This window comes from Ruegeria sp. BHSC026 (assembly GCF_059613065.1).
The window spans coordinates 1-22,571 of sequence record NZ_JBXWRV010000008.1; the positions used below are offsets into that span (position 1 = coordinate 1).

Genomic DNA, 22,571 nt, shown 5'->3' on the forward strand with positions numbered 1-22,571 from the left:
AGGCGCTGCGCGAGGCGCTGGCGGGCTGGTCCAAGGCCGATCTCAAGACCGAGACCGCGCGGCACTATGACCCGTATTGGCAGGGTCTGAACCTCGAAACCCATGTCGAGTTCGCCGAAATGCTGCGAGCGCTGGAACACGGCGGCGACCCGGGCGCCATGGAAATCCGTCTGCACCCCGACGAGGACCGCGACGCTACCCGTGCCTGTTTCGCCATGGCCGACCATCCCGGCATCTTTGCCCGCATCGCCGGGGCGCTGGCGCTGGCGGGGGCCAACGTCGTGGATGCGCGCAGCTACACCACCAAGGACGGTTATGTCACCGATGCCTTCTGGATCCAGGATTCCGAAGGTCACCCCTTTGACACGGCCCGCTTGCCACGCCTGACCCAGATAATACACAAGACATTGAAGGGCGAAGTGGTCGCCCGCGACGCGCTCAAGTCTCGCGACAAGATCAAGAAGCGGGAAAAGGCGTTCAATGTTCCGACCCACATCACCTTCGACAACGAAGGTTCGGAAATCTACACCATCATCGAGGTCGATACCCGCGACCGCCCCGGCCTGCTGTACGATCTGGCCCGAACTCTTGCAGCGGCCAATGTCTATATCGCCAACGCGGTGATCGCGACCTATGGCGAGCAGGTGGTGGACACGTTCTATGTCAAGGACATGTTCGGGCTGAAATACCATTCCGAGTCCAAGCAGCGCACGCTCGAGGCCAAGTTGCGCAGCGCCATCGCCGAAGGCGCCGAGCGGGCGGCCTCATGAAGCAGATCCGCCTGTTTTCGGGCCTGTTCACGGTCGGGTTCTGGACCCTGGCCAGCCGCATTCTGGGATTTGCGCGCGAAATCCTTCTGACCGCGCTGATCGGCCCGGGGCCCGTGATGGACGCCTTTGTTGCGGCCTTCCGCCTGCCCAACATGTTCCGCCGATTCTTCGCTGAGGGCGCTTTCAACGCGGCCTTCGTTCCGATGTTTTCGAAACGGCTGGAAGGCGGCGAGGACGCGCAAGGGTTTGCGCAGGATGCGTTCAACCTGCTGGCAACGGCCGTTCTGGCGCTGGTCGGGCTGGCCATGGTCTTCATGCCGGGGCTGGTCTGGCTGACGGCCGAGGGGTTTTATGGCGACGAACGTTTCGATCTAGCGGTCGGTTACGGATATGTCGTCTTTCCCTACATCCTGTTCATGTCTCTGGCCGCGCTGTTTTCCGGGGTTCTCAATGCCACCGGTCGCTTCGCCGCCGCTGCTGCGGCTCCGGTCCTGCTGAACATCTTCGCCTGCACGGCACTTATCGTAGGCGCGGTAACCGGGGGCGAGGTCATCCGTTGGCTCATTGCCGTCATACCCATTGCCGGGGTCGCTCAACTGGCGCTGGTTTGGGTCGCCACCGAACGCGCCGGAATTCGCATCCGGTTCGGCCGACCGAAGCTCAGCCCTGACATGCGCAAGATGGTGCGCATCGCCGTTCCAGCCGCCCTTGCGATGGGGGTGACCCAGGTCAATCTGGTCGTAGGGCAGTTGGTTGCGTCAAAGACCGAAAATGCCGTCAGTTGGCTGTTCGCTGCCGACCGGCTGTATCAGCTGCCGCTGGGCGTGGTCGGCATCGCCGTGGGCATCGTGCTGTTGCCCGACTTGTCGCGTCGTCTGCGCGCGGGTGACGGCGATGGTGCGCGCAACGCTTTTTCCCGCGCCGGAGAATTCACCCTCTTGTTGACTATTCCGGCAACCGTGGCCTTCGTGCTCGTCCCGGTCCCGCTGGTTTCGGTCCTGTTCCAACGCGGCCAGTTCACCCCCGAAGACACGGCTGCCACCGCACTGGCCGTGGCGGTCTATGGCGTCGGCCTGCCGGCCTTCATGCTGCAAAAGCTGCTGCAACCGCTGTTCTTCGCGCGCGAGGATACCCGTTCGCCCTTCCGGTATGCCGTGGTGGCTATGGTCATCAACGCCGTTCTGGCTTTTGGGCTGTACCCGATCGTCGGCTGGATCGCCCCAGCCATTGCGGCCTCGGCCGCCGGGTGGGGCATGGTGGCGCTGTTGGCACTGGGTGCCCGGCGCATGGGCGACGAGGCTCGTTTCGACGACAGGTTCAAGCGCCGCGCGCCCAGAATATTGGTCGCTTCAATAGGAATGGGTGTGGCGCTGGTCGTGGCAATGCAGATGTTCGGCTGGGCATTCGACATTCCGGGTTGGCGGTATCTGGCGTTACTGGCCCTGATCGTGGTCGCCGCAGTGTCTTACTTCCTTCTGGGCCACCTGCTGGGTGCGTTCCGCCTGTCCGAGTTCCGGTCCGCCCTGCGAAGGTCCTGACCGTCAATCCCGCCGGATACGCCCCACCAGCCGCGCCCATCCTCCCGGTGCCACGAAAAACGACAGCCCGAACCCGGTCGCGAAGCCACCCAGATCGGCAACCCAATCCGAGGTGCCGCCGAAGATCAGGCCGAACAGCAGTTGGATGCCCATCAGCACCGCGATCAACTGGAATGCCCGTGCCTGGTTCTCTCCGACCAGCGACAGCCTGCGCCATAGCAGCCAGGTGAACGCGCCGATCAGGCCGTAGACCGGCGGGAAGCCCCCGACCAGCGGATAGCGCGGGTCCAGCAGCACCGCATAGGCCAGCGCCCCGCCCACGCCGGACAGCACGAAGATCACCAGCATCGCAAAACCGCCAAAGACCTCGCCCACCATCTTGCCCATCGCCAAGACAAAGACGCAGACAAAAAGCGCCTGGGTAAAGCTGCCCGAGACGAAGGGGTAGGTGAAGAACCGGATCACATGCTCGACCGGCCAACGCCCGTTCATCACCATCCAGTCGAATATGTCGGCCGAGAAGGAATAGCGCTGGATCGCCTCCAGCCGCCAGCCTACCGCGCCGGGTCCGCCGACCAGGCCGCGCGTGCCGAGGGTGAAGGCCAGTTCGATCCCCATGATGAACAAGACCAGCGCCACCACCACGGGTGGCAGGGGGTTCACGGGGGGTGTGTAGTGCTCGCTGCTCATTGGGCGGGCCTTTCGCGGCTGTTGACGTCCCTTTGCCTCATGGGTAAGCGACGGAGGCTTATTTTTCCAGACGGGAGTTCCCTTCCATGACCGAGACCAAGTTCACGCCGCGCGTGTTTTCCGGCATTCAGCCCTCGGGAAACCTGCATCTTGGCAACTACCTTGGTGCGCTCAAGCGTTTTGTGGACATGCAGGGGCCGGAGATGGAGACCGTGTACTGCATGGTCGATCTTCACGCGATCACCGTCTGGCAGGATCCCAAGGAACTGGCGCATTCCACGCGCGAGCTGTGCGCGGGCTTCATCGCCGCCGGCATCGACCCCGAACAGTCGATCCTGTTCAACCAGTCCCAGGTGCCCGAGCACGCGCAACTGGCCTGGATCTTCAACTGTGTCGCGCGCATGGGCTGGATGCAGCGCATGACCCAGTGGAAGGACAAGGCTGGCAAAAACCAGCAGAACGCTTCTCTGGGTCTGTTCGCCTATCCCTCGCTGATGGCCGCTGACATTCTGGTCTATCACGCGACCCATGTGCCGGTGGGCGACGACCAGAAACAGCACCTTGAACTGACCCGCGACATCGCCATCAAGTTCAACCACGACTATGGCGTCGATTTCTTCCCGATCACCGAGCCGGTGATCGAGGGCGCGGCGACGCGCGTGATGAGCCTGCGCGACGGGGCCAAGAAGATGTCCAAGTCGGATCCGTCCGACATGAGTCGGATCAACATGACCGACGATGCCGACACCATCGCCAAGAAGATCCGCAAGGCCAAGACCGACCCCGACGCCCTGCCCTCGGACGTGGACGGGCTGGAAGGCCGCCCCGAGGCGCGCAACCTGGTCAACATCTATGCCGCGCTCAGCGATCAGACGGTCGAGCAGGTTCTGGCCGAGGTCGGTGGCAAGCAGTTTGGTGAATTCAAGCCGATGCTGGCCGATCTTGCGGTCGCAAAGCTGTCGCCGATCTCGACCGAAATGGCGCGGCTGATGGGCGATCAGGCCGAGATCGACAGGATCCTGGACCGTGGCGCGGAACGGGCGCGGGAGATCGCGGCTCCGATCCTCAGCCGCACCTACGAAATCGTGGGGATGGTGGGCGCCGGCCGCGCCTGAGAACCAGATGGAAACAGCAGCGCCGCCCCGGATCCGGGGCGGCGTTTTTCGTTGCAGATCAGGCAGCCTGCGGGTGAAGTTTTTCCTCGACGATGGATTCGGCCACCGCATGGGGGCTGACGCCATCCACCTTGGCGCGGGTCAGGATGCGGTCCATCGTCCGCTCCAACGCCTCGAGCCGCTGACCGACCCAAGCTTCGCGGTCCTTGATCTTCAGGATTTCGGTCGCCACGTTCACGATCCCGCCGCCATTGGCCACGAAATCCGGGGCGTAGAGGATGCCGCGGTCATGCAGTCGCTGCGCGTCGACATCGGTTGCCAGCTGGTTGTTGGCCCCTCCGGCCACTGCGCCGACCTTCAGCAGCGGAATGCTGGTTTCGTTCAGGATGCCGCCGATCGCGCAGGGCGCGAAAATATCCGCCTCGGCCGCATAGACCGCATCAGGCGCGACGGCCTGCGCCGCGAACCGGTCCGCCAGCCGGGTAGTCTGGCCCGCATCGATGTCGGTAATCACCAGTTTCGCCCCTGCGTCATTCAGCAGCGCACACAGGTGTTCGCCCACATGGCCCAGCCCTTGCACCAAGATGGTCTTGCCGCTCAGGTCGTCGGACCCGAACCGATGCCGCGCAGTCACGCGGATGGCGTTGAAGATCCCGCGGGCGGTGATGGGCGACGGGTCGCCGCTGGCGAATGGGCCATCGGGCAGACCGGCGACATATTCGGTTTCGGTGCCGATCTGGGCCATGTCTGCCGGGGTCATCCCCATGTCCTCGGCCGTCCAGTATCGGCCACCAAGGCTTTGCACAACGCGCCCGAAGGCCTGCAACAGCCGGGGCGTCTTGTCCGCGCTCGGGTCGCCGATGATAACGGCCTTGCCCCCGCCCAACGGCAGATCGGCCGCTGCGTTCTTGTAGGTCATGCCCCGCGACAGGCGCAGCGCATCGTCCAGCGCCTCGGACGGGTGACCATAGGTGCGCATCCGCACGCCGCCCGCTGCAGGCCCCAATTGCGTGGAATGGATCGCCACAAAGCCCGAAAGCCCGCTGGCGGCGTCTTTGAATTCGACCACACGCTCGTGATCTGGCGCGTCAATCGTGGTTATTTCCATTTTGCTCCTCCGGAAAGACAGATGGAGCTTGCCACATCGGACCGAGCGATTTTCGCCAATATATGCTGGTCAGAACATGCCTCTTGGCGATAATAATAATCTGAGCCGATTATTTTAGGGATTTTCTCCATGGACCAGATCGACCGCAAGATCGTGCGCGCGCTACAACAGGACGGGCGCATGACCGTTCTGGACCTGGCCGAAAAGGTGGGCCTGTCGCCCACACCCTGCGCGCGACGCCTGGAGCGCCTGCGCCGCGACGGGGTGATCACCGGATATTCGGCGCAGGTCGACCCCGAGAAACTGGGCTTTGGCGTCACGATTTTCGTGTCTGTCGAACTGGAGAAACAGGACCGCAACGCCATCGACGCATTCGAACGCGCCATCCTGCGCTGTGACGAGGTGATGGAGTGTTACCTCATGACCGGCTCGCGCGACATCCTGCTGCGCGTCGTGGCGCGTGACCTGACCGCCTTCGACGCGTTTCTGGAGAACCGGCTGATGCAGATTCCGGGCATCCGCAACCTACGCTCCAACTTCGCCCTGCGCGCGATGGTCAAGCGCGACGTGTTGCCATCGTCGGCCGGATAATCTGCTGGACCTCGGGCGCGCGCGCTCCTACGGTTCGGCGGAATTGACGGAGGGCACAATGGCAGTCGGCAAGAATATCCGCACCTATTTCGATGGAACATGGCACGATGACGATGCCCCGATCATGCGGGCCGCGGACCACGGGGCCTGGCTGGGATCATCGGTGTTTGACGGCGCGCGCTATTTTGACGGAATGGCGCCCGATCTGGCGGCGCATTGCGACCGGGTGAACCGCTCGGCCGAGGCGCTGATGCTGACCCCAACAGTGTCCACGGAACGGATGGTCGAGCTGGTCCAGGAAGGGCTGGCGACCTATCCCAAGGATGCCGCGGTGTACATCCGCCCAATGTACTGGGGCATCGACGGCGACGCGACCGCGATCGTGCCGCAGGCCGGAAGTACCGGGTTCGCGATCTGCCTGGAAGAGATCCCGATGGCCCCCGAAACCGCTTCGGCCACCCTGACCACCACGCGGTTCCGCCGGCCGGTCCTGGAAAACGCCGTGGTCAACGCCAAGGCCGGGTGCCTGTATCCCAACAACGCGCGCATGCTGACCGAGGCCCGCTCCAAGGGGTTTTCCAACGCGCTGGTGGCCGATGCCCTTGGCAACGTGGCCGAAACTGCAACCGCCAACATCTTCATGGTCAGGGATGGCGAGGTCTTTACCCCCATTCCCAACGGCACCTTCCTTGCCGGCATCACCCGCGCGCGGCACATCGACAACCTGCGCCGCGACGGGGTGACCGTGCATGAAACGGTGCTGTCCTTCGACGATTTCCGTGCGGCGGACGAGGTGTTCATGTCCGGCAACATGAACAAGGTCACACCGGTGACGGCCTTTGACGACACCCAGTACCAAGTCGGCCCCGTCACGCGCCGGGTGCGATCCTTGTACTGGGACTGGGCCGCAAGCGCCCGTTAGTCGGCCCGACCGAGTTGCCAGACTGCGAAGGCTGGGGCATGATCGCCAAAATCTTGAGAGGACAGTCATGCGCAAGTTCCTTGTAGTTCTGGATGACAGCCGCGAATGCCTGAATGCCATGCGCTTTGCTGCCATGCGGGCGGCGCATACGGGCGGCGGCGTGACCATCCTGTCGGTCATTCCGCCGGATGAGTTCAATCACTGGATCGGCGTGTCCGAAGTGATGCGCGAAGAGGCCCGCGAACGCATCCACGCCCATTTCGAGGTCTTCGCGAAATGGATGCGCGACAAGCAGGGGATCGAACCCGAACTGGCAATCCGAGAAGGCGAGCCGGTGGCCCAGATCATCGAACATATCCGCTCGGACCCGGAAATCGGGGTTCTGGTTCTGGGGGCCGGCACGGGCAAGAAGGGGCCCGGGCCGCTGGTCACACAACTGACCCGCAACGCCGGCGGCTTGCCGATTCCGATCACCATCGTGCCGGGCGACCTGAGCAAAGAGAAGCTCGAAGAGATCACTTGATGCCCGCCACCCTGCACTTCTGGTTCGATTTCGCCTCGACCTATTCTTACCTAAGCGCCATGCGCGTAGAACGGGAGGCGGCGCGGCGCGGGGTGCGCGTGGAATGGCAGCCATTTCTGCTGGGTCCCATTTTTGCCGAACAGGGCTGGACCACCTCGCCTTTCAACATCTACCCGACCAAAGGCCGGTACATGTGGCGCGACATGGAGCGGCTGTGCGCCTTGCGCGGCCTGCCGCTGACCCGTCCGGACCCGTTTCCGCAGAACAGCCTGAAAGCGGCGCGCCTGGCGCTGGCGCTTCCAGACTCCGGCCCACGGGCCGCGTTCGCGCGGGCCGTCTTCTCGGCCGAATTCGGAGATGGCCGCAACATATCCGACGACACAGTCCTGCAGGATGCGCTGTCCCAGGCAGGCGCCGCACCCGAGATGCTGGACCAGCTGTCAGATCCGGCCATCAAGGCCGCCCTGTTCGAACAGGTCGACCGCGCCAAGGCATTGGGCCTGTTCGGCGCGCCCAGCTTCGTGGCCGGCTCGGACCTGTTCTGGGGTGACGACCGCCTGGACATGGCGATCGAGCATGCGGCCCTGGATTAGAATCGTTCCAAATCTTGACTTCCCCGCGCCCGGCGCGCATATCAGACGCAAGCGATACGGAGCGCCGCCATGTTCATCCAGACCGAATCCACGCCGAACCCGGCAACTCTGAAATTCTTGCCCGGCCAGACCGTGCTCGAGGCGGGCACAGCGGATTTCCCGACGGCCGAGGCCGCCGAAAACTCGCCGCTGGCCAAACGCATCTTTGCGGTAAAGGGCGTAACGGGTGTGTTCTTCGGCAACGACTTCGTGACCGTAACCAAGGATGACGACGTTCAGTGGGACCACATCAAACCCGCGATCCTGGGCGCGGTGATGGAGCATTACCAATCCGGCCAGCCGGTCATGGGGGCTGGGGCGGATGCGGCCTCGGGTCACGCGGAACACACCGGCGAAGATTCGGAAATCGTCAATCAAATCAAGGAACTGCTCGACAGCCGCGTCCGCCCCGCCGTGGCGCAGGACGGCGGCGACATCACGTTCCACGGATTTGATCGTGGCGTTGTCTATCTGCACATGCAGGGGGCCTGCGCGGGCTGTCCGTCGTCGACCCTGACTCTGAAGATGGGGATCGAGAACCTGCTGCGCCACTACATTCCCGAAGTGACCGAGGTTCGCCCCGTTGCCGTCTGAGCCCAAGGTTCTGGCCTTTGACACATCGGCCGCGCATTGCGCGGCCGCTTTGATTTGCGGCCCGGACATCATCGCCAGCCGTGCCGAACCCATGGCCCGCGGTCAGGCCGAGCGATTGATGCCCTTGCTGCAGGACATCCTGACCGAGGCCGGGCTGGACTGGTCCGGGCTGGACGCGATCGGCGTCGGAACCGGGCCAGGAAACTTCACCGGCATCCGCATCTCGGTCTCGGCCGCGCGTGGTCTGGCGCTAGGCCTGAACAAACCCGCAGTCGGGGTGTCGGGCCTCGAAGCCCTGGCTGCGCTGGCCCCTTCGGGCCACATTCCGGCCATCCCCGCCCCGCGGGACCAGGTCTATTTGCAGAAGCCGGGAGCCGCACCGCAAGTTCTGCCTCGGGATCAGGCAGAACCACTGGGGCCGCTGTTTACCAACGACGACCCGGAGCAGCTGGCCTGCGCGATCGCGCGCATCGCCGCGCAACGCCGGACCCTGCCGCAAACACCGCCCGCGCCGTTGTATCTGCGCCCGGCCGATGCCGCGCCGTCGCGCGACGCGCCGCCGGTCCTACTGGATCCATGACGCCACAGGAGATGGCCGAAACCCATGCCGCGGCCTTTACCCAGTCGCGCCCCTGGACCGCGTCGGAGTTTGCCGATCTGACTGCAGGCCGTTTCACGCATGTGCTCGGAAACAAATCTGCTTTTGCCCTGTTCCAGGTCATTGGCGACGAGGCCGAGCTGCTGACCATTGCAACCCATCCCGACCGCCAGAGGCAGGGACTGGCGCGGGCGCTCATGCAGGGCTGGCAGACGCGCGCCAGCGCTCTGGGCGCGTGCCGCGCCGTTCTGGACGTCGCGGCCGACAACATTCCGGCCATTGCACTCTATCAAAGTTGCGGTTATGCGCCCTGCGGTCTGCGCCGGGCCTATTACAGGCGTCCCGGGGCGAACAATGTCGATGCAATTGTGATGGAGCGCACGCTGCCCTGACGAAAGCCGAGCGATTCCGAGACCAATTGGTCAAAAAGCGGTTGACCATGTCAGTTTCAGACGGCCTTAATTGCCGCTATCACAGCAGTTCTGCTCGCTCTGAGCGGGGCTGGGCGTAAGACCCGGTCCCGAAGTCATAATAAACAACGGGAGTATATGATGACCCTGATGAAATCCTTGATGGGCGCAGCCGCCGCCTTTGCACTGACGGCCGGCGCAGCCATCGCCGAACCGGCAATCATCTTCGATCTTGGCGGCAAGTTCGACAAATCGTTCAACGAAGCGGCCTATAACGGCGCCAAGCGCTGGGCCGACCAGACCGGCAAATCCTTCCGTGAAATCGAGCTGCAGTCGGAAGCGCAGCGCGAACAGGCCTTGCGCCGTTTTGCCGAAGCTGGTTCCAACCCGATCATCACCATGGGCTTTGCCATGGCCGATCCGCTGGCCGCTGTCGCGCCCGATTACCCGGACACCAAGTTCGTCGCTGTTGACGTAACCTGGCTGGACGCGCCCAATATCCGCCAGATCGGTTTTGCCGAGCATGAAGGTTCGTACCTGGTCGGCATCCTGGCGGCCATGGCCTCGAAAAACGGCACCGTTGGCTTCATCGGCGGTATGGATATCCCTCTGATCCGTCATTTCGGGTGCGGCTACGCCCAGGGCGCCAAATCGGTGAACCCCGATATCAACGTCGTCGCCAACATGACCGGCACCACCCCGGCCGCATGGAACGACCCGGTGAAGGGCTCGGAGCTGACCAAAGCGCAGATCAGCCAAGGCGCTGACGTCATCTATGCCGCGGCCGGCGGCACTGGCGTGGGTGTCCTGCAGACCGCTGCAGACGAAGGCATCCTGTCGATCGGCGTAGACAGCAACCAGAACCACCTGCACCCGGGCAAGGTTCTGACCTCGATGCTCAAGCGCGTGGACGTTGCCGTGTATGACGCCATGAAAGCAGGCGAGGACGTCGAAACCGGCGTGTTCACCATGGGCCTGGCCGAAGACGGTGTGGGTGTTGCCATGGACGAGAACAACGCGCCGCTGGTGACCGACGAGATGATGGCCGCCGTTGAGAAGGCGCGCCGCGACATCATCGACGGCAATGTCACCGTCGTCAGCTACTACGAGAACGACAGCTGCCCGGCACTGCAGTTCTGATATCGCACGGGGCGGGGGAGGCCCTCCCGTCCCGCATCCACTCATGCCGCTGTTTCGCAACGACCCGATGATCGCGAGTTCAGCGCAGCTTTTTCGGCAATCGAGGACAAGACATGACAGTCCCCGCCATCGAGCTCAAAGGGATTTCCAAAGCCTTTGGGCCAGTTCAAGCGAACAAGGACATCTCGATCAGCGTCGCCCCCGGCACGATCCACGGGATCATCGGTGAAAACGGTGCGGGCAAATCCACGCTGATGAGCATTCTTTACGGCTTCTACAAGGCCGACAAAGGTGAAATCTGGATCAACGGCAAAAAGACCGACATCCCCGACAGCCAGGCCGCGATCGCCGCGGGTATCGGCATGGTCTTTCAGCATTTCAAGCTGGTTGAAAATTTCACCGTTCTGGAAAACATCGTTCTGGGCGCCGAAGATGGCGGGCTGCTGGCCCCCTCGCTGGCCAAGGCCCGCAAAGAACTGAAAGCGCTCGAGCAGGAATACGAGCTGTTCGTAGACCCCGACAAGCGCATCGACGAGATCGGCGTGGGCATGCAGCAGCGGGTTGAGATCCTCAAGGCGCTGTATCGCAAGGCGGAGATCCTGATTTTGGACGAACCCACCGGGGTGCTGACCCCGGCCGAGGCCGACCAGCTGTTTCGCATCCTCGACCGGCTGCGCGCCGAAGGGAAGACCATCATCCTGATTACCCACAAGCTGCGCGAGATCATGGAGGCCACCGATACGGTGTCGGTGATGCGCCGCGGCCAAATGACCGCCACGGTCAAGACTGCCGAGACCAACCCCGAGGAGCTGGCCGAGCTGATGGTCGGGCGCAAGGTTCTGCTGCGCGTCGACAAGGTGCCGGCCAAACCCGGCAAGCCCATTCTGGAAATCGAGAACCTGCGGGTGACGGATTCAACCGGTGTCGAGCGCGTCAAGGGCATCGACCTGACGGTTCGCGCGGGCGAGATCGTAGGCATCGCGGGCGTCGCCGGAAACGGGCAGTCCGAGCTGCTCGAGGTGTTGGGCGGAATGCGCCCCGGATCGGGGACGATCAGGATGAACGGCGTTCCTCTGGCGTTGAGCGGGCCAGGGTCGGACGGGCAAGCGCGCCGCTCCCAGGGCATCGCCCATGTGCCCGAGGACCGGCAGCGGGAAGGCTTGATCATGGATTTCCACGCCTGGGAAAACGTGGCGTTCGGCTATCACCGCGACCCGGCCTATCAGCGCGGGATCTTCATGGACAACGCCGCCCTGCGCGCCGACACCGAACGCAAGATCGAGAAATTCGACGTGCGTCCGCCGAATGGCTGGCTGTCGGCCAAGAATTTCTCGGGCGGGAACCAGCAGAAGATCGTCGTGGCGCGCGAAATCGAGCGAAACCCCGACCTGCTGCTGGTGGGTCAGCCGACCCGCGGTGTGGACATCGGGGCGATCGAGTTCATTCACAAGCAGATCGTCGCCCTGCGCGACCAAGGTAAGGCGATCCTGCTGGTCTCGGTCGAACTGGAAGAGATTTTCTCTCTGTCTGACCGGATTGCCGTGATGTTCGACGGACATATCATGGGCGAGCGCCTGCCCCATGAAACGGATGAAAAAGAACTGGGCCTGTTGATGGCCGGTGTTGCGGGGGAGGCCGCGTAACATGGACAAGATGCCAAAATGGGCCGACGTCATTCTGATCCCGCTGATCAGTCTGATCCTGGCCGCGATCCTGTCGACCCTGGTCATTCTGGCCATCGGCGAAAACCCGGTCGAGGCGGTGAACCTGATGGTCACCGGCGCGCTTGGGTCGACCTATGGCTGGGGCTACACCCTGTATTATGCCACCAACTTCATGTTCACCGGTCTGGCGGTCGCGGTGGCATTCCACGCGCGTCTGTTCAACATCGGCGGCGAAGGCCAGGCAATGTTGGGCGGACTGGGCGTCGCCATGGTTTGCCTGTATGTGCCGTGGCCGCACTGGAGCATCGCCCTGCTGGCGGCCATGGCCGCCGCGATGCTGTTCGGGGCGGCCTGGGCGGCGATTCCGGCCTATCTGCAGGCCAAGCGCGGAAGCCATATCGTGATCACCACGATCATGTTCAACTTCATCGCTGCGGCACTGCTGAACTACATGCTGGTCAACGTGATGCGGCCAGCCGGTTCGCAAGACCCGGCAACCGCCCGCTTTGCCGAGGCGGTACATCTGCCGACGCTGCACGAGATGCTGGCACCGATAGGAATCAACTTCTCCAAGGCCGCCCCGGCCAACATTTCGCTGATCGTGGCGCTGTTGGCCTGTGTGGTGGTCTGGGCGCTGATCTGGCGCACCCGTCTGGGCTATGAAATCCGGGCCTATGGGCATTCGGAGACCGGTGCGGTCTATGCCGGTATCTCGCCGGTGCGCATCACCATCGTGGCGATGCTGATCTCGGGCGCTTTGGCGGGTCTGATGGCGATCAACAACGTCATGGGCGAGGCCGAGCGGCTGGTTCTGAACTCGACCGAGGGCGCAGGCTTCATCGGCATCGCCGTGGCCCTGATGGGCCGCTCGCACCCGTTCGGCGTGTTCCTGGCGGCCATCCTGTTCGGCTTTCTGTACCAGGGCGGCGCGGAACTGGCGCTGTGGACCTCGATCCCGCGCGAACTGATCGTGGTGATCCAGGCGCTGGTGATCCTGTTCACTGGGGCGCTGGACAACATGGTGCGCATGCCGCTTGAAAAGCTGTTCCTGGCCCTGCGCAAGGAGGCGAACTAATGGACTCCTTCCTGACACTGATTCAAGTTCTGGATTCGACCGTCCGCTTGGCCACGCCGCTGCTGCTGGCCTGTCTGGCAGGGCTGTATTCGGAACGCGCGGGCATTTTCGACATCGGCCTCGAGGGCAAGATGCTGATGGCTGCGTTCTTCTCGGCGGCGGTTGCGGCCGTCACCGGATCGGTCTGGCTGGGCCTGCTGGCCGGGATCGCAGCGTCGCTGGTGTTGTCGGCCCTGCACGGGCTGGCCTCGATCACCTTCCGCGGCAATCAACTGATTTCGGGCGTGGCGATCAACTTTCTGGCGGCAGGCCTGACCGTGCTGATCGCACAGGACTGGTTCCAGCAGGGCGGCCGCACGCCCTCGCTGTTCGGAGGCGGCCGGTTCGAACCGATCACATTCCCCTTTGCCGAGGCGCTGAGCGGCGTCCCGATCATCGGGCCCATCTACTCCGAACTGCTGTCGGGCCATTCGATTCTTGTATATGTGGCGTTTCTGATGGTTCCTGCCACGTGGTGGGTGCTGTTCCGCACCCGTTTTGGGCTGCGGCTGCGCGCGGTCGGGGAAAACCCCGCCGCCGTTGATACCGCAGGGGTTTCGGTGGTCGGCCTGCGCTATGCCGCCGTGGCCATCTGCGGTGTTCTGTGCGGGATCGCCGGGGCCTATCTGGCAACCGGGTTGCAGGCCGGTTTTGTCAAGGACATGACCGCCGGCCGCGGGTTTATCGCACTGGCAGCCCTGATCTTCGCCAAGTGGCGCCCATGGCACGCCATGTGGGCCTGCCTGCTGTTCGGGCTGCTGCAGGCGGTGGCGCTGCGGTTCCAGAATATCGATCTGGGAGGCATCGTGATCCCGGTGCAGGCCATGGACGCGCTGCCCTATATCCTGACGGTCGTGATCCTGGCCGGTTTCGTCGGCAAGGCCATTCCGCCGAAGGCAGGGGGCGAGCCGTACATCAAGGAGCGATAAGGCCAGTTCGGGACTGATTGGCAGTCCTGTTCGCTGCACAGCGGCATGCAGAGTTGATTTTGCATGCCGCAACCGCTCTAAAGGGGTATGCACGTCTACCTTCCCATCGCCGAAGTGTCCGTGAGCCCCTTCCTTTTGCTGGGGACCGGAATCACGGTCGGATTCCTGTCGGGAATGTTCGGCGTGGGCGGCGGCTTCCTGATAACCCCGCTGTTGTTCCTGATCGGCATTCCGTCGGCCGTCGCCGTGGCGACCTCGGCCAAGCAGGGGGTGGCATCTTCGTTTTCGGGTCTACTGGCCCATCTGAAAAGACGCACCGTCGATCTGAAGATGGGATCGGTTCTGCTGGGCGGCGGCCTGCTGGGCGCCACGATCGGAATGATCGCTTTCAACGCCCTCAAGCATCTGGGACAGGTCGATCTGGCGGTCCAGCTTTGCTGTGTGGTGTTCCTGGGCCTGATCGGCAGCATGATGTTCGTTGAAAGCGTGCTTTCCATCCGTCGGGCTCGGCAGGCAGGCGGTACCGTTTCCGCGGGCCGCCGTCGGCACGGATGGATTCATGGCATGCCGTTCAAGACCCGGTTCAGGGCCTCGAACCTTTATGTCTCGATCATCCCGCCGGTGATGGTGGGCTTTGGCGTCGGGGTCTTGTCGGCCGTCATGGGCGTGGGCGGGGGGTTCATCATGGTGCCGGCCATGATCTATATCCTGGGGATGCCGACCAAGGTCGTGATCGGGACTTCTCTGTTCCAGATCATCTTCGTCGCCGGCTTCACGACGATGATCCATGCCTCGACCAATTTCAGCGTCGATATCATCCTTGCCCTTTTCCTGTTGATCGGAGGCGTCGTCGGCGCCCAGTTCGGAACCGGTCTGGGCGCCCGCCTGAAGTCCGAGCAGCTGCGCATCCTTCTGGCGGTGATGGTCATGATCGTCGCCGCCAAGGTTGGGCTGGACCTGACCATCGATCCTGTCGAACACTACAACCTGTCTGAATTTCTTGGATAGAACTTATGGTCCGGCACCGCTTCGACACTCACTCACGACCGCCCCGAGAATCCACTGGGCTTGGGCCGGCACTGTCTCCGGCCCCCGCGTTCAGCCCTGCCCCCGCAGATTCAGGAGCGTGTTGACAGCATGTATATTTACCTTCCCATTGCCGAAGTCTCCGTAAATGCCTTTCTTCTGTTGGGGCTGGGCGGAATGGTGGGCATCCTGTCGGGCATGTTCGGCGTCGGCGGAGGCTTTCTGATGACCCCGCTGCTGTTTTTCATCGGCATCCCGCCGGCCGTCGCGGTCGCCACTGAGGCCAACCAGATCGTGGCGTCGTCATTCTCGGGGGTGCTGGCGCATTTCCGACGAAAGACTGTCGATCTGAAAATGGGCTGCGTTCTGCTGGTGGGCGGCCTGTTAGGGGCCGCGCTGGGTGTCGTGGTGTTCAACTACCTCAAAAGCCTCGGCCAGGTCGATCTGCTGGTCAAGCTTTGTTACGTGGTATTCTTGGGCGTCGTAGGCGGCCTGATGTTCATCGAAAGCCTGAACGCGCTGCGCAAATCCCGCCGGGCCGGAGGGCCGGTAGCCAAACGCCGTCAGCGCGGATGGATCCATGCCCTGCCCTTCAAGATGCGGTTCCGGACCTCGGGCCTGTATATTTCGGTGATCCCGCCGGTTCTGGTGGGCCTGTGCGTCGGCGTACTGTCGGCCATTATGGGGGTCGGCGGTGGCTTCATCATGGTGCCTGCAATGATCTATCTGCTGGGCATGCCGACCAAGGTGGTCGTAGGGACATCGCTGTTTCAGATCATCTTCGTTACCGCCTTCACCACAATGTTGCATGCCACCACGAACTATACCGTGGATATCGTGCTGGCGGTGCTGCTGCTGGTCGGAGGTGTGATCGGCGCGCAAATCGGCACCGTCATCGGATCACGCATGCCCGCCGAACAGTTGCGCGTGCTGCTGGCCGCCCTTGTTCTCGCGGTCTGCGCCAAACTGGCACTGGATCTGCTTCTCCAACCGGCCGAGCTCTATTCGCTCGGCACCGACGGAGGGCACTGACGTGTTGCGCTGGATTCTAGCCATGGTGTTGCTGTCCCTGCCCGCTGCGGCAGCGCAGGAACAGGTCGTTCTGGGCCTCAGCCAGGACCGGGTTGCCATCACCGCCGATTTCGACGGTTCCGAAATTCTGATTTTCGGCGCCGTCAAGCGCGAGGCGCCCATTCCCGACGGGCCACCGCTGGAGGTGATCGTGGCCGTGGCCGGCCCGTCCGAACCGGTCATGGTCCGCCGGAAGGAAAAGAAATTCGGCATCTGGGTCAACACCGACAGCGTCCTGGTCGATTCCGCGCCCAGCTTTTATGCCGTGGCGACCAGCGCCCCGTTCAACGAGATCATCAGCGACACCGAGGACCTGCGCTATCGGATCTCGATCAAGCGCGCGATCCGCTCGGTCGGGGCCGCGATGCATATCCGGCAGGCTCAGGACTTTGCCGAGGCGGTCGTCAGAATCCGCGAGGATGAGGGCCTGTATTCGATTCGTGAAAACACCGTTGCCGTGGATGAACAGACACTGTTCCGCACCTCGATCGACATGCCCGCTGACCTGACCGAAGGCGACTATCTGACCCGCATCTTCCTGATGCGCGGCGGTCAGGTGATTTCGGAATTCGAAACCACCATCGACGTGCGCAAGGTGGGGCTGGAGCGGTTCCTGTACAACATGTCCCGCCAGCAGCCTGTCTGGTACGGGCTGATGTCGCTGGTGATCGCCATCGCGGCGGGATGGGGCGCATCCACGGCCTTCCGGCTGCTGCGTGAAAGTTGAGGCCTAGCCGCGGCCGATATAGGGCATCGTGGTCGCCATGACGGTCATGAACTGAACATTCGCCTCGGGCGGCAAGCTGGCCATGTGCAGAACCGACCGCGCCGCATCCTCGACCGCCATCGTCGGGTCCGGCTCGCGCCCTTCGGCAATGGCCCGTTCAACCAGACCCTGCACCATCGGGGTACGCGCGTTTCCGATGTCGATCTGACCGCAGGCAATGCCGAAGGCCCGCCCGTCCAAGGACAGGCTGCGCGTCAAACCGGTTATGGCATGTTTGGTAGCGGTATAATGCACCGAGTTCGGACGCGGCACATGCGCCGCGATCGAGCCGTTGTTGATGATGCGTCCACCTTGCGGGCTCTGCCGCCGCATCGCACCGAACGCGGCGCGGGCGCACAGAAACATCCCATTCAGATTCACGTTGACGCTCTGATACCAGTCGTCCAGCGCGATCTCGTCGATCGTTCCGGCGGGCGCAAAAATGCCGGCGTTGTTGAACAGAACATCCAACCGTCCGGCCTGCACCTGAAACGCATCGAACGCTGCCGACACCGCTTGGGGGTCCGTCACGTCGGCCACCAGCGGAATAGCGTTTTCGCTCGCGGCGGCCATCTGGTTCAGCTTGTCCGCACTGCGCGCCAGCAGGCCGACCTTCCAGCCCTGATCCAGAAACAGTTCGGCGGTGGCTCGCCCGATCCCCGAGCTGGCACCGGTTACGATGATCGTCTTCATGTCTCCTCCGCCTCCAGCGTAAGTTTTGCGGCCGGGACCGCGCGCAGGTCGTCAACCTGCAACGGGTGGCTCGGCTTCGAAAGCCGATTGCGCACCACCCAGATCAGCCGCTCTTGCGCCCGGGTGATGGCCACATAGGCCAGCCGTTTCCAAAGGGGTTGCCCGGCCTCAGTCCGGCCCATCCGGGCGGCGGCGTAAAGGTCAGGGGCAAAGACCTGCACCGTGTCCCACTGCGAGCCCTGCGCCTTGTGGATCGTCACGGCGGCCCCATGCAGAAACGTGGCCCCCATGCGCGCGGCAAAGGGGATGAAGGGCTCTTCCTCGTCCGGTTTTTCGATCTGCACGATCGAAGCGGCGCTCACCTGCGGGTCCTCGGCCCCCATGACATGCAGCCGCGAGAACCCCGGCTTGCGCCCCGGTCCCAGATAGATCACCTGCGCGCCCTTGATCAGCCCGCGCGCCTCGAGGTCGAGCCGCTTCTTGCGGTGCTTCAGCGGCAGCTCGATCCCATCGCAAATCAACGGTTCGCCTTCCAACAGCTCGGTCTCGGGGGCCCCATGCACCTGGCGGAAGGCCTGGATCAGCCGGATACGCGTCGCGTTCCGCCAGACCAGAACCGGGCTGCGGGCCATCAGGTCGACCTCGACCCGCTGGCCCCAGACCACGCGGTCATCCGTGCGGGCGGTCTGCTCGACAAGGCGTTCGAAATCCTCGAACCCCATCGCCGGATCGGCCAGCGCATGGGCCAGGTCCAGAATGGGGTTGTCGGCCTCTTGCCGGTGCACCCGGTGCAGGATCAGCTTGCGAGGTTCCGGCAAAGCATCGAACACCATCGACCCGGACTGGTTCACCGGCGCCAACTGCGCCGGATCGCCGAACAGCAGCAGGGTGGGAAAGATCTCCTTGAGATCCTCGAACTGCCGGTCGTCCAGCATCGAGGCCTCATCGACGAACCCGATATCCAGCGGCTCGTCGCGCCGTTTCCAGCCGGTGATGAAATCCGACCCGCGCAGGCCGGCGGCGGCCAGAGCACCGGGGATGGACTTGTTGTTGGCGTAAAACGCGGCGGCGCGGTCCAGCGCCTCGTCGGTCAGGCCTTCAATCTCGGGGCGATCGTCGTTGCCCGCCAGCCATTCGGCGATCCGCTCGTATTCCGGATCATAGACCGGCGTGTACAGAATCCGGTGAATGGTGGTGGCCGGAACACCGCGCAACCGCAACACGCTGGCGGCCTTGTTGGTCGGGGCCAGAATGGCAAGGCTGCGCTTGTCCTTCGATTTGCGGCTTTCATAGTCGCCCGAGACGATCTGAACTCCGGTCTCGGCCAGCGCCTTGTAAAGTTCGGCCAACAGCAGGGTTTTGCCCGACCCGGCCTTGCCGATCACCGCCATCACCCCCGACTCGCCTTGGCCGGGCAGCTTGAGCAGCGCATCGTCTTCCAGGTCCACGCCTGCGGTTTTCAGCATCTGGGCGATGCTGTCGAAGGCGGCGGCCTGATCTTCGGAAAATGTGACCTTGGGCAGAGACATGGCGCGACCCTACAAGGCCGCGCCAGTCTGCGCCAGATGCGGAATCCAACGTCAGGCAGACAGTGCGAACCGATGCCGCGCGGTGGACCCGAAGGCTGTTCGGAACCACAGCCGCGACAGCTCGCGCGGGATGCCCGCCCGCTCGGCCACACGGTTGCAGTCCTCGGCCGAATAGGGCCACAGTCCGACCGAGATCTGGTCACGCCCAGTTCCCTCTGAGCCCAGCACGATCGGAGACGACCCGATCAGGCGATAGATGCGAATCATGCGCGCATCGAAAACCCCCGCGATGTGGGTCAGGCCAAAGCCCTCCATCACCTCGCCGCCGCTCAGCATGATGGCACCGGCCGTGTGCGGGCTGGCCCCGCGCGACAGGCAGAATCGGGTCACTTCCCAGATCAGGGGGCTGCAAATCGGCCGACCTCCGGTCAGATGTCCAAACACGTCATTCACCATAACCGGGCCCGTCGTCGGCAGAATTCGCATGGACCCGCCATGGCTGCCATCCGGCTCCTCCCAGATCACATACAGCGGGTTCAGATCATCATACTGGTCCCGCTCCTCGCCTTTTTCGTTGACGTGAACGTCCCACCCCAGGCGGGTCTTGAATTGATCGGCGCGGTCGCGAAACATCCCCTCGGCCAATTTCGGAAATTTATGAAGTTCGTCAGCGTATAAATAACGCAGCATGACTTTTCCCCTTGTCGTCCAGTGCTGGAACGAAGGGGGTACAAAGCCATGGTTAATTTACTGTGTTTGGGGCGCGCGGCCCTTAAACCACTATTAATCCCCGGCTCAGGGCTTTTGCGATGGCGTGCGTGGTGTTCAACGCTCCCAGCTTGGCCCGCGCGCTTTCGATATAGACCCGCAGCGTGTGTTCGGAAATCGACAGGGAATGGGCGACCTGCGCCCGACTGTAGCCAAGGGCCAAAAGTGTCATGGCATCAATCTCGCGCGGCGACAGCGAACGGGGCGAATCCGGTTGCCGGGACCGCTCGAATTCCAGCGCCTTTCGGTTGAAGTAATGCGCGATCAGGATCAGTTCGCGGCCATATGCGCCGATGAAGGCCTGCCACGCGTCATCCGCACATGAATGGTTCACGGTAAAGAGGGCAAACTGGCCATTCGGGCCGCGGATAGGTATCGAGTAACCTTGATTGCCGACCCCGTGCGCCAATGCATCCTTCAAAAAGGCCTTGGCGACCTTGCCCGACCAGTCCAACGCCTTCCAGTCAACCGGCTGGAACCGTTGGAAACAGCCCAGAATGACCGGATCGATGCGATGATAGTTGCGCTCCTGATAGCGCTCGGCCCAGGCGTCGGGATAGGTCGTGCACCCATATTGTTCACCGCCGCCATCGACCCAGTGATACACGATGTGATCGATTTTCAGCTTGTCGCGAAGCCCGACGGCAACCGCGCCCAGTTCGTCAAGCGTGCTGGTGTTTTCCAAGTCCTCCAGGACCTGACTCAAATCGACCTGCGTTCCCATTCGACGGTGCCCGCGCCTCACGCTCGAGGGACGCAATCTCGGCCGCTGCAATCAGCTTCGTGTCATCAAGCTGTTCGGCCAAAGCCGTCAGCCCATTGGCAACTGCGAAGGCGTTGAGGTCCGACAGTACGTCCAGTATCCACTCATTCTGCGCCATCAGGGTCGCTCCGAAACAGTTAACGAAGGGTTAACACAACCATAACATGTGTGTGATTTTGTTGCATATTCGCTTCTTTCTACTCCCCAAAAATGGCGGGTCCGCAATCTCCAAGCGACTGAAGTTCAAGAAGGGGCTGCAAAACAGAAAACGCCCGCGAGTCGCCGGAACGATTCGCGGGCGTTGATGTGTTTCAACGCCCCGCTCAACCGCGGGCGTCCAAGACCTCCTCGAGGGTGCGTAGCCCGGTGCGCGGCGCCTGAACCAGAACCGACATGTTTCCTGGCTTGTGCTCGTTGCGCATCATCTTCATGTGGGCTTCGGGCAGTTCGTTCCATGGGAACACCTCGGACATGCAGGGATCAAGCCGCCGTTCGAGCATCAGTCGGTTCGCCGCCGAGGCCTGCTTGAGATGCGCGAAATGCGACCCCTGCAGGCGTTTCTGGTGCATCCACATGTACCGCACGTCGAAGGTCAGGTTGTAACCGGTGGTGCCGGCGCAGATGACCACCATGCCGCCCTTCTTCACCACGAAAGTCGAGACCGGGAAGGTGGCTTCGCCGGGGTGCTCGAACACCATGTCGACATTCACGCCCTTGCCGGTGATGTCCCAGATCGCCTTGCCGAATTTGCGGGCTTCCTTGAACCATTCGGCGTATTCGGGTGTGTTGACCGTAGGCAACTGACCCCAACAGTTGAAATCCTTGCGGTTGATGACACCCTTGGCGCCCAGCCCCATGACGAAGTCGCGCTTGCTTTCGTCCGAGATCACGCCGATTGCGTTGGCGCCCGCCGTGTTGATCAGCTGGATCGCGTAGGAGCCCAGACCGCCCGACGCGCCCCAGACCAGAACGTTCTGGCCCGGCTTCAGGTCATGCGGTTCATGCCCGAACAGCATCCGATAGGCAGTGGCCAGCGTCAGCGTGTAGCAGGCGCTTTCCTCCCAGGTCAGATGCTTGGGGCGCGGCATAAGCTGCTGCGCCTGCACGTTGGTGAATTGCGCAAACGACCCATCGGGCGTTTCATAGCCCCAGATCCGCTGGCTGGGCGAATACATCGGGTCACCGCCGTTGCATTCCTCGTCGTCGCCATCGTCCTGGTTGCAGTGGATCACGACCTCGTCGCCGACCTTCCAGCGTTTCACCTTGTCGCCCACCGCCCAGACGATGCCCGATGCATCCGAGCCCGCGATGTGATACGGGGCCTTGTGGCCATCAAAGGGGCTGATCGGCTTGCCGAGCGAGGCCCAAACGCCGTTGTAGTTGACGCCCGCCGCCATCACCAGAACCAGCACTTCGTGGCTGTCCAGCTTGGGCACATCGACCACTTCCAACTGCATCGCAGTGTCGGGCTCACCGTGGCGCTCCTTGCGGATGGCCCACGCATACATCTTCTTCGGCACATATCCCATCGGCGGGATTTCACCCATTTCGTAGAGGTCTTTTTCCGGTGCCTCGTAGGACGCGATGCCGCTGTCGGTGTCCAAAGCCATTGTGGCC

General features: G+C 63.0%; 25 protein-coding genes. 17 read left to right on the forward strand and 8 right to left on the reverse strand.

The genetic code is table 11. The features are described 5' to 3' along the window. Nucleotides 1-770: ACT domain-containing protein (locus AC2FME_RS11470; protein ID WP_496800497.1), on the forward strand; the 770-nt coding region annotated here is incomplete at its 5' end. Next, a complete protein-coding gene (gene murJ / locus AC2FME_RS11475; protein ID WP_496688109.1) occupies nt 767-2,308 on the forward strand; it encodes a murein biosynthesis integral membrane protein MurJ in 1,542 nt (513 codons plus the stop codon). The genes AC2FME_RS11470 and murJ, both read left to right, overlap by 4 nt. A gap of 3 nt (nt 2,309-2,311) precedes the next feature. Here the strand turns inward: murJ and AC2FME_RS11480 are convergent, their stop codons facing one another. Continuing rightward, entirely contained in the window at nt 2,312-2,998 is a 687-nt protein-coding gene (locus AC2FME_RS11480) for a rhomboid family intramembrane serine protease (protein ID WP_170342144.1), read from the reverse strand. 86 nt (nt 2,999-3,084) lie between these two features. Between AC2FME_RS11480 and trpS the strand changes: the two genes are divergently transcribed. Beyond that, nucleotides 3,085-4,113, forward strand: coding sequence for a tryptophan--tRNA ligase (trpS, locus tag AC2FME_RS11485; RefSeq protein WP_490359977.1), 1,029 nt, complete (start codon nt 3,085-3,087; stop codon nt 4,111-4,113). A gap of 58 nt (nt 4,114-4,171) precedes the next feature. Here trpS and AC2FME_RS11490 read toward each other — a convergent pair whose 3' ends face one another. Next, nucleotides 4,172-5,221, reverse strand: a complete 1,050-nt coding sequence (locus AC2FME_RS11490) for a Glu/Leu/Phe/Val family dehydrogenase (protein ID WP_496800498.1) — start codon at nt 5,219-5,221, stop codon at nt 4,172-4,174. 129 nt (nt 5,222-5,350) lie between these two features. Here AC2FME_RS11490 and AC2FME_RS11495 point away from each other — a divergent pair, with 129 nt between their 5' ends. The 14 genes from AC2FME_RS11495 (at nt 5,351) to AC2FME_RS11560 (ending at nt 17,162) form a co-directional block, all read left to right on the forward strand. Beyond that, complete coding sequence (locus tag AC2FME_RS11495) at nt 5,351-5,812, forward strand: Lrp/AsnC family transcriptional regulator (protein ID WP_496682099.1); 462 nt, start codon at nt 5,351-5,353, stop codon at nt 5,810-5,812. A 58-nt stretch (nt 5,813-5,870) separates the two neighbouring features. Beyond that, entirely contained in the window at nt 5,871-6,734 is an 864-nt protein-coding gene (locus AC2FME_RS11500) for a branched-chain amino acid aminotransferase (protein ID WP_496800499.1), read from the forward strand. A 67-nt stretch (nt 6,735-6,801) separates the two neighbouring features. Beyond that, the gene (locus AC2FME_RS11505) at nt 6,802-7,257 is read left to right on the forward strand and encodes a universal stress protein (RefSeq protein ID WP_005978853.1); all 456 of its coding nucleotides are present in this window, start codon (nt 6,802-6,804) and stop codon (nt 7,255-7,257) included. Beyond that, nucleotides 7,257-7,850, forward strand: a complete 594-nt coding sequence (locus AC2FME_RS11510) for a 2-hydroxychromene-2-carboxylate isomerase (RefSeq protein ID WP_496682103.1) — start codon at nt 7,257-7,259, stop codon at nt 7,848-7,850. Before AC2FME_RS11505 ends, AC2FME_RS11510 begins: the two co-directional genes overlap by 1 nt. 69 nt (nt 7,851-7,919) lie before the next feature. Next, nucleotides 7,920-8,483 (forward strand): NifU family protein, encoded by a 564-nt coding sequence (locus AC2FME_RS11515; protein ID WP_496682105.1) that lies wholly within the window; start codon nt 7,920-7,922, stop codon nt 8,481-8,483. Then, complete coding sequence (gene tsaB / locus AC2FME_RS11520; RefSeq protein ID WP_496800500.1) at nt 8,473-9,063, forward strand: tRNA (adenosine(37)-N6)-threonylcarbamoyltransferase complex dimerization subunit type 1 TsaB; 591 nt, start codon at nt 8,473-8,475, stop codon at nt 9,061-9,063. Before AC2FME_RS11515 ends, tsaB begins: the two co-directional genes overlap by 11 nt. Further along, nucleotides 9,060-9,473, forward strand: a complete 414-nt coding sequence (locus AC2FME_RS11525; RefSeq protein ID WP_496796744.1) for a GNAT family N-acetyltransferase — start codon at nt 9,060-9,062, stop codon at nt 9,471-9,473. The genes tsaB and AC2FME_RS11525 overlap by 4 nt, the downstream gene beginning before the upstream one ends. A gap of 159 nt (nt 9,474-9,632) precedes the next feature. After that, nucleotides 9,633-10,631 (forward strand): BMP family lipoprotein, encoded by a 999-nt coding sequence (locus tag AC2FME_RS11530; protein WP_496682109.1) that lies wholly within the window; start codon nt 9,633-9,635, stop codon nt 10,629-10,631. Between the two features lie 113 nt (nt 10,632-10,744). Further along, nucleotides 10,745-12,274 (forward strand): ABC transporter ATP-binding protein, encoded by a 1,530-nt coding sequence (locus AC2FME_RS11535; protein WP_496800501.1) that lies wholly within the window; start codon nt 10,745-10,747, stop codon nt 12,272-12,274. Between the two features lies 1 nt (nt 12,275). After that, nucleotides 12,276-13,370 (forward strand): ABC transporter permease, encoded by a 1,095-nt coding sequence (locus tag AC2FME_RS11540; protein WP_496682113.1) that lies wholly within the window; start codon nt 12,276-12,278, stop codon nt 13,368-13,370. Beyond that, entirely contained in the window at nt 13,370-14,338 is a 969-nt protein-coding gene (locus tag AC2FME_RS11545) for an ABC transporter permease (protein ID WP_496742208.1), read from the forward strand. Before AC2FME_RS11540 ends, AC2FME_RS11545 begins: the two co-directional genes overlap by 1 nt. 87 nt (nt 14,339-14,425) lie before the next feature. After that, the gene (locus AC2FME_RS11550; RefSeq protein ID WP_496800502.1) at nt 14,426-15,346 is read left to right on the forward strand and encodes a sulfite exporter TauE/SafE family protein; all 921 of its coding nucleotides are present in this window, start codon (nt 14,426-14,428) and stop codon (nt 15,344-15,346) included. A 129-nt stretch (nt 15,347-15,475) separates the two neighbouring features. Continuing rightward, the gene (locus AC2FME_RS11555; RefSeq protein WP_496682119.1) at nt 15,476-16,396 is read left to right on the forward strand and encodes a sulfite exporter TauE/SafE family protein; all 921 of its coding nucleotides are present in this window, start codon (nt 15,476-15,478) and stop codon (nt 16,394-16,396) included. 22 nt (nt 16,397-16,418) lie between these two features. Further along, entirely contained in the window at nt 16,419-17,162 is a 744-nt protein-coding gene (locus AC2FME_RS11560; RefSeq protein ID WP_496682141.1) for a TIGR02186 family protein, read from the forward strand. Between the two features lie 3 nt (nt 17,163-17,165). Here the strand turns inward: AC2FME_RS11560 and AC2FME_RS11565 are convergent, their stop codons facing one another. The 6 genes from AC2FME_RS11565 to ccrA all read right to left on the reverse strand — a co-directional run bounded on the left by AC2FME_RS11565 (nt 17,166) and on the right by ccrA (nt 22,564). Next, nucleotides 17,166-17,894 (reverse strand): SDR family oxidoreductase, encoded by a 729-nt coding sequence (locus AC2FME_RS11565; protein WP_496800503.1) that lies wholly within the window; start codon nt 17,892-17,894, stop codon nt 17,166-17,168. Next, nucleotides 17,891-19,423, reverse strand: a complete 1,533-nt coding sequence (locus AC2FME_RS11570; protein WP_496682124.1) for an ATP-dependent DNA helicase — start codon at nt 19,421-19,423, stop codon at nt 17,891-17,893. Before AC2FME_RS11570 ends, AC2FME_RS11565 begins: the two co-directional genes overlap by 4 nt. A gap of 51 nt (nt 19,424-19,474) precedes the next feature. Continuing rightward, nucleotides 19,475-20,113: an acyl-homoserine-lactone synthase gene (locus AC2FME_RS11575; protein WP_496800504.1), complete on the reverse strand. Its 639-nt coding sequence runs from the start codon at nt 20,111-20,113 to the stop codon at nt 19,475-19,477. Between the two features lie 82 nt (nt 20,114-20,195). Further along, nucleotides 20,196-20,915, reverse strand: a complete 720-nt coding sequence (locus AC2FME_RS11580) for a helix-turn-helix transcriptional regulator (RefSeq protein ID WP_496742201.1) — start codon at nt 20,913-20,915, stop codon at nt 20,196-20,198. After that, nucleotides 20,854-21,072 carry a hypothetical protein gene (locus AC2FME_RS11585; RefSeq protein ID WP_496682143.1) on the reverse strand — a complete coding sequence of 73 codons (219 nt, stop codon included), beginning with the start codon at nt 21,070-21,072 and terminating at the stop codon, nt 20,854-20,856. Before AC2FME_RS11585 ends, AC2FME_RS11580 begins: the two co-directional genes overlap by 62 nt. Before the next feature lie 205 nt (nt 21,073-21,277). Further along, nucleotides 21,278-22,564 carry a crotonyl-CoA carboxylase/reductase gene (ccrA, locus tag AC2FME_RS11590; RefSeq protein ID WP_496682128.1) on the reverse strand — a complete coding sequence of 429 codons (1,287 nt, stop codon included), beginning with the start codon at nt 22,562-22,564 and terminating at the stop codon, nt 21,278-21,280. Between the last annotated feature and the right edge of the window lie 7 nt (nt 22,565-22,571).